This window comes from Pseudomonas sp. 18.1.10, from assembly GCF_024655625.1.
Taxonomy (GTDB): domain Bacteria; phylum Pseudomonadota; class Gammaproteobacteria; order Pseudomonadales; family Pseudomonadaceae; genus Aquipseudomonas.
Window position 1 is genome coordinate 1 of sequence record NZ_JANLGL010000360.1, and the last position, 3,569, is coordinate 3,569.

General features: G+C 63.6%; 3 protein-coding genes. All 3 read right to left on the minus strand.

The features are described from left to right. Nucleotides 1–80: 80 nt before the first annotated feature. From urtD to urtB, 3 genes are read right to left on the minus strand one after another with little or no spacing between them, the layout of a single operon-like run. Nucleotides 81–914, minus strand: a complete 834-nt coding sequence (gene urtD / locus NUV89_RS28545; RefSeq protein ID WP_207043621.1) for an urea ABC transporter ATP-binding protein UrtD — start codon at nt 912–914, stop codon at nt 81–83. Continuing rightward, a complete protein-coding gene (gene urtC / locus NUV89_RS28550; protein ID WP_257783950.1) occupies nt 911–1,978 on the minus strand; it encodes an urea ABC transporter permease subunit UrtC in 1,068 nt (355 codons plus the stop codon). The genes urtD and urtC overlap by 4 nt, the downstream gene beginning before the upstream one ends. Further along, nucleotides 1,978–3,480: an urea ABC transporter permease subunit UrtB gene (urtB, locus tag NUV89_RS28555; protein ID WP_257783951.1), complete on the minus strand. Its 1,503-nt coding sequence runs from the start codon at nt 3,478–3,480 to the stop codon at nt 1,978–1,980. The genes urtC and urtB overlap by 1 nt, the downstream gene beginning before the upstream one ends. Nucleotides 3,481–3,569: the final 89 nt, after the last annotated feature.

Genomic DNA, 3,569 nt, shown 5'->3' on the forward strand with positions numbered 1-3,569 from the left:
GGGTCAGTTCATGCATCTGTTACTGACCCACCGCATTCGCGAGCAAGCCCGCTCCCACATAAAGCAAGTGCGCGTCTGGGTCAGCGACCGAGATAGACTTCGATCACCCGCTCGTTTTCCTGCACCTGCTCCAATGACCCTTCGGCCAGCACGCTGCCCTGGTGCAACACGGTCACATGGTCGGCAATCGCGCCGACAAAGCCCATGTCGTGCTCCACGACCATCAACGAGTGCTTGCCCGCCAGGCGCTTGAACAGCTCGGCGGTGAATTCGGTTTCGGCGTCGGTCATGCCCGCCACCGGTTCGTCCAGCAGCAACAGTTGCGGGTCTTGCATCAGCAGCATGCCGATTTCGAGGAACTGCTTTTGCCCGTGGGACAACAGCCCGGCCGGGCGCTGTACCGAGGCGGTGAGGCGGATGGTGTCGAGCACTTCGTCGATACGGTCCTTCTGCTCACCGCTCAGGCGCGCGCGCAGGCTGGCCCATACGGACTTGTCGGTCTTCTGCGCCAGCTCCAGGTTTTCGAACACGCTGAGGGCTTCGAACACCGTGGGCTTCTGGAACTTGCGGCCGATGCCGGCCTGGGCGATCTGTACTTCGCTCATGCCGGTGAGGTCGAGGTTTTCGCCAAACCAGGCGGTGCCGTGGCTGGGCCGGGTCTTGCCGGTAATCACGTCCATCAGCGTGGTCTTGCCCGCGCCGTTGGGGCCGATGATGCAGCGCAATTCGCCCACGCCGATGTACAGGTTCAAGTTGTTGAGGGCCTTGAAACCATCAAAGCTGACGCTGATGTCTTCCAGGGTCAGGATGGTGCCGTGGCGCGTATTCAGGCCCTTGCCTGCGGCCTGGCCAAGGCCGATGGCATCGCGGCCGCTGCCGGCGTCGAAAATAGGTTCCAACATGACGTTCCTCATTTTTTCAGCAGCCCGATCACGCCCTTGGGCAGGTACAGGGTGACGATGATGAACAGCGCCCCGAGGAAGAACAGCCAGTATTCCGGGAAGGCCACGGTGAACCAGCTCTTCATGCCATTGACCACGCCAGCGCCGAGCAGCGGGCCGATCAACGTGCCGCGCCCGCCAAGGGCCACCCACACGGCGGCTTCGATGGAGTTGGTCGGCGACATTTCGCTGGGGTTGATGATGCCCACCTGCGGCACATACAACGCCCCGGCCAAACCGCACAGCACCGCGCTCAACACCCACACGAACAGCTTGAAACCCCGCGGGTCGTAGCCGCAGAACATCAGGCGGTTCTCCGCATCGCGCAGCGCCGTCAGCACCCGGCCGAACTTGCTTTGCGCCAGGCGCCAGCCGATGTACAGGCTCGCTACCAGCAACAGCACCGTCGCGACAAAAAGCACCGCCCGCGTGCCCGGTTCGGTAATGCCAAACCCGAGGATGCTGCGGAAATTGGTGAAGCCGTTGTTGCCGCCAAAGCCGGTTTCGTTCCTGAAGAACAACAGCATCCCGGCAAAGGTCAGGGCCTGGGTCATGATCGAGAAATACACGCCCTTGATCCGCGAGCGGAAGGCGAAGAAACCAAACACCAGCGCCAGCAAACCCGGCGCCAATACCACCAGGCACAGGGCCCAGAGGAAGTGCTCGGTGCCGACCCAATACCACGGCAATTCGGTCCACGACAAAAAGGTCATGAACGCCGGCAGCTCATCGCCGGACGCCTGGCGCATCAGGTACATGCCCATCGCATAACCGCCGAGGGCAAAGAACAAACCGTGGCCGAGGGACAACATCCCCGCATAGCCCCACACCAGATCCAGGGCGAGGGCGACGATGGCGTAGCAGAGGATCTTGCCCACCAGCGTCAGGGTGTAGGCGGAGACATGAAAGGCGCTGTCGGCCGGCAGCAGCGACAGCAACGGCAGCGCCAGCAGCAGGACCAGGATCACTGCACCCACGGCAATCGTCACCTTGGGCCCGGCTTTTTGCGTGGCGGTAAGCATCAATGGCTGGTTCATCAGTCGATCACCCGTCCTTTCAGTGCGAAGAGTCCTTGCGGGCGTTTCTGGATAAACAGAATGATGAGCGCGAGGATCAGGATCTTGCCGAGCACGGCGCCGATCTGCGGTTCCAGGATCTTGTTGGCGATGCCCAGGCCGAAGGCGGCCATGACGCTACCGGCCAACTGGCCGACACCGCCCAATACCACCACCAGGAAGGAGTCGATGATGTAGCTCTGGCCCAGGTCCGGGCCGACGTTGCCGATCTGGCTCAGGGCGACGCCGCCCAAACCGGCGATACCGGAACCGAGGCCAAACGCGAGCATGTCCACGCGCCCGGTGGGCACGCCGCAGCAGGCCGCCATGTTGCGGTTCTGGGTCACGGCGCGCACGTTGAGGCCCAGGCGCGTCTTGTTCAGCAGCAGCCAGGTCAGCACCACCACGCACAGCGCAAACGCGATGATGACGATGCGGTTGTACGGCAGCACCAGGTTGGGCAGCACTTGGATGCCGCCGGACAGCCAGGCGGGGTTGGACACTTCGACGTTCTGCGCACCAAACACCAGGCGTACCAGTTGGATCAGCATCAGGCTGATGCCCCACGTGGCGAGCAGGGTTTCCAGCGGCCGGCCATACAGGTGACGAATCACCGTGCGCTCCAGCGCCATGCCAATCGCGGCCGTGACAAAAAACGCCACCGGCAGCGCGATCAGCGGGTAGAACTCGATGGCTTGCGGCACATAACGCTGCATCAGCATCTGCACGACATAGGTCGAGTAGGCGCCGAGCATCAGCATCTCGCCGTGGGCCATGTTGATTACGCCGAGCAGGCCGAAGGTGATCGCCAAACCCAGGGCCGCGAGCAGCAGGATCGAACCCAGGGACATGCCGCTGAAGGCCTGGCCGAGGATCTCGCCGACCATCAACTTGCGCTTGACCTGGGCCAGGCTGGTTTCGGCGGCGGTGTGCACGGCGGCATCGGTTTCCACGCCGGGGGCGAGCAAGGCTTCCAGGCGCGTGCGGGCCAGCGGGTCGCCGGTGTTGCCGAGCAAACGCACGGCGGCGAGGCGCACGGCCGGGTCGGTGTCGACCAGTTGCAGGTTGGCCAGGGCCAGGCTGAGGGCGGTGTGCACATCCTCATTGGTTTCGGCGGCGACCTGCTGGTCGAGGAATTTGAGCTGCGCGGGTTGCGCGGTTTTTTGCAGAGTCTGCGCGGCGGCCAGGCGCACCTTGGGATCGGCGGCGAGCAATTGCTGGCTGGCGCGGACATTGTCGATCAGGCCGCGCAGGCGGTTGTTCAGGCGTACGGTCCTGGTTTCACCGTTGAGCGTGAGTTGGCCTTGTTGCAGGGCGTCCACCAGCTCGATGCGCGTCGGGTCGGGCTGGGCGGCCCAGTCCTGGAGGAGCTTGGCTTGCTGGGCCGGGTTGGCGGCGAGGAAGTCTTCGGCGTCGCTGGCGTGTGCGGCGAGAGGCAGCAACAGCAGCAGCGCCAGCATTAGGCGGTAAACGGCAGTGGGCATCGCAAAGTGTCCTGTTCATGCACGGACTGGCTTTATGTGGGAGCGGGCTTGCTCGCGAAGGCGGTGGATCAGTGACAGATGCATCGACT

What these genes read in the sequence shown, in the direction of transcription:
- urtD (WP_207043621.1), bottom strand. Translation starts at nt 914, where the DNA reads ATGAGGAACGTCATGTTGGAACCTATTTTCGACGCCGGCAGCGGCCGC.
- urtC (WP_257783950.1), bottom strand. Translation starts at nt 1,978, where the DNA reads ATGAACCAGCCATTGATGCTTACCGCCACGCAAAAAGCCGGGCCCAAG.
- urtB (WP_257783951.1), bottom strand. Translation starts at nt 3,480, where the DNA reads ATGCCCACTGCCGTTTACCGCCTAATGCTGGCGCTGCTGCTGTTGCTG.